Consider the following 3,076-nt stretch of genomic DNA (forward strand, 5'->3'; position numbering starts at 1 on the left):
CCTCCGTGGTGGAAATACCGGGGTGTAGCAACAGCTCACCCATGCGGCTCTGACAACGATGTTAACCCGCGTTAAATATCCCACGTTGGCCAGCATCTGTCTCACGGAAAGTCATACTGCCTTACTGTTATCCGGTCGATAAAGTTATTCACCATGATAATAACGAAATCCCGGCAGGTCTTTAAAACAGTTCCGTAATAAATATCCGGTTTCATTCTTATATGCCAGCAATGGCAGGGGTTCGCTCAACCTTAATTAAGGAGAAAAACATGATTACCAGTTATGAAGCCACTGTTGTAACTACTGATGACATTGTTCACGAGGTTAATCTGGAAGGAAAGCGTATTGGCTACGTGATTAAGACAGAAAATAAAGAAACCCCATTCACTGTGGTTGATATCGACGGTCCATCAGGCAACGTTAAAACACTTAACGATGGTGTAAAAAAATGTGTCTGGTGCACATAGGAAAGAATCTGCCCGCAGAAAAAAAAAACCGAATTTCTGGCAACTCTGATTGCAATGAAATTAAAAGGTGAAATCTGAAAAAAAGAAAGCCTGCACACTGTGCAGGCCTGAGTGAAGAACCTGGGACATTTATTCATCACTCGCAGTAATTTTAATCTGAGTTGAGGTTAAAAAACAATGAACACCGATAAACAAGTTTACCCACTGTATTACGAAGCAAAAAATGACAAAGTAAGAAAACGTCTCGGTATTAAAGGCGGTTTTTACTGGGCTGAAGCGAAAAAATTATCCATTGCCATCTCCCGTGGTGCTGTTGCGATTGACGATGCTGGATACGATGAAGATGACTTCAAAAAACCTGTTCGCGTCAATTTGCCCGTTGTTGATGACCTCCCACCAGAAGGCGTGTTTGATACGGAATTCTGCAACCGTTACGAAAAAGGCGGGGAAGATGGCATCACAATGGTATTTATCGCGCCCTCACCCTCTGCGCAGGACAAACCAGCCAGCACTGACAATACCAATGTTAATGGCGAAGACATGACGGAGATTGAGGAGAATATGCTACTCCCGATTTCTGGTCAGGAGCTGCCCATTCGCTGGCTTGCTCAACACGGCAGCGAAAAACCGGTAACGCACGTTTCACGCGACGAACTCCAGGCATTACACATTGCACGGGCTGAGGAACTACCAGCTGTTACTGCCCTGGCTGTTTCGCATAAAACCAGCCTGCTCGACCCGCTGGAAATTCGCGATCTCCACAAACTCGTGCGTGATACTGACAAAGTTTTCCCTAATCCTGGCAATTCAAATCTGGGACTGATGACTGCTTTTTTCGAAGCATATCTGGATGCCAACTACACCGATCGCGGTCTGCTGACAAAAGAGTGGATGAAAGGAAATCGTGTTTCACGCATCACGCGCACGGCTTCCGGTGCGAATGCTGGCGGCGGGAACCTCACCGATCGCGGCGAAGGTTTCGTCCACGATCTGACGTCGCTGGCGCGCGACGTAGCCACTGGCGTACTGGCCCGTTCAATGGACGTGGATATTTATAACCTTCATCCGGCACACGCTAAACGCATTGAGGAAATTATCGCTGAAAATAAACCACCCTTTTCTGTTTTCCGCGACAAATTCATCACCATGCCTGGCGGGATGGATTATTCCCGCGCCATCGTGGTTGCGTCAGTGAAAGAAGCACCGATTGGTATCGAGGTCATCCCCGCGCACGTCACTGAATATCTGAACAAGGTACTGACTGAAACCGATCATGCCAACCCTGATCCGGAAATCGTGGATATTGCCTGCGGTCGCTCCTCTGCCCCGATGCCGCAACGTGTAACAGAAGAAGGAAAACAGGATGATGAAGAAAAACCGCAACCATCTTGCGCAATGGCAGATGAACAGGCAACGGCTGAAACAGTGGAACCGGATGCAACTGAACATCATCAGGACACGCAGCCGCTGGATGCTCAGTCACAGGTAAATGCTGTTGATGCGAAATATCAGAAACTGCGGACAGAACTCCATGAAGCCCGGAAAAACATTCCGCCCAAAAATCCTGTCGATGCAGACAAATTACTGGCTGCCTCTCGCGGAGAATTTGTTGAAGGGATTAGCGACCCGAATGATTCGAAATGGATTCCCGGTCATCATATCTCCTCAAATGAAGTCAAAAAAACGGAAAATGAAGTGCGACAGACTGAAGATAAACAGCACCAGAACAGCGAACCGGAGGAGGGAACACCCTGCAATCAGACTGGCGAGGATAACTGCCCTGACTGTGGCGCGGTGATGGGAGACGCAACTTATCAGGAAACTTTTGACGAAAAAAAACCAGATGAAGCACAGGAAGAAGAGCCGAAGAAAACGGAAAAAGCTGATGATTTGTTGCCGGAGAACGCTGGCAGCGATCAGCATAATGATAGCAATAATGAAACTGGCGAAGATGAACTCAACTGGAAAAAACAGGTGTTGATTGCGGCGGTTTACGGTTTATGTGCGAATCCTGCGTGCATAGCCTATGCGCCTGCAATCCCTGGCATCGCAATGATGATTGCCAACAAGCTTGAAAATTTTGGAGTGACCAGTGATGAGCGCTTACCCGATTTTTGATCGTATTGAAGAAATGGCATGGGCTCGTCACTACCAGCAGATCGTTCGTGAAGAAAAAGAAACGGAACTGGCGGACGACCTGGAAAAAGGTCTGCCTCAGCACCTGTTTGAATCGCTCTGCATCGACCATTTGCAACGCCACGGTGCCAATAAACAGGCAATCAGCCACGCATTTGATGATGATGTTGAGTTTCAGGAGCGCATGGCAGAACACATCCGGTACATGGCTGAAACCATTGCCCACCACCAGGTTGATATTGATTTGGAGGACTAAAATCTATGGCGCTTTTTCAACGAGCAATAAACACACAGGCCTATCTAAAAGCAGGAATTATGAGGTAGCCTGAGTTTAACAGACACTCCTTCCTGAAATAGAATGGCATCAGAAGGAGCGTAAGCGTGCAGCAAGAACCGTATTGACGGGGATGTGTTATTCAGTCGGCAGTGCTACGCGCCAGGGGAGCAGTTCGCCGACCCGGTTTATCGGCCAG

Annotated in this window: 2 protein-coding genes and 1 pseudogene; all 3 read left to right on the forward strand. The window is 47.9% G+C overall.

What is annotated here, in order from left to right; all coding sequences use genetic code 11:
* The first annotated feature begins 269 nt into the window (after nt 1–269).
* A pseudogene (locus BGK49_RS11385) lies at nt 270–545 on the forward strand (hypothetical protein).
* Between the two features lie 99 nt (nt 546–644).
* A complete protein-coding gene (locus BGK49_RS11390) occupies nt 645–2,585 on the forward strand; it encodes a RecE family exodeoxyribonuclease (RefSeq protein ID WP_005029490.1) in 1,941 nt (646 codons plus the stop codon).
* The gene (locus BGK49_RS11395) at nt 2,563–2,859 is read left to right on the forward strand and encodes a host-nuclease inhibitor Gam family protein (RefSeq protein WP_001277359.1); all 297 of its coding nucleotides are present in this window, start codon (nt 2,563–2,565) and stop codon (nt 2,857–2,859) included. The genes BGK49_RS11390 and BGK49_RS11395 overlap by 23 nt, the downstream gene beginning before the upstream one ends.
* Nucleotides 2,860–3,076: the final 217 nt, after the last annotated feature.

Origin of the sequence: Shigella sp. FC1544 (assembly GCF_001722145.1) — a bacterium.
GTDB classification, from domain to species: Bacteria; Pseudomonadota; Gammaproteobacteria; order Enterobacterales; family Enterobacteriaceae; genus Escherichia; species Escherichia coli.

Excerpts from the sequence above, each read along its gene's own strand:
- BGK49_RS11390 (WP_005029490.1), top strand. The coding sequence starts at position 645 with ATGAACACCGATAAACAAGTTTACCCACTGTATTACGAAGCAAAAAAT.
- BGK49_RS11395 (WP_001277359.1), top strand. The coding sequence starts at position 2,563 with ATGAGCGCTTACCCGATTTTTGATCGTATTGAAGAAATGGCATGGGCT.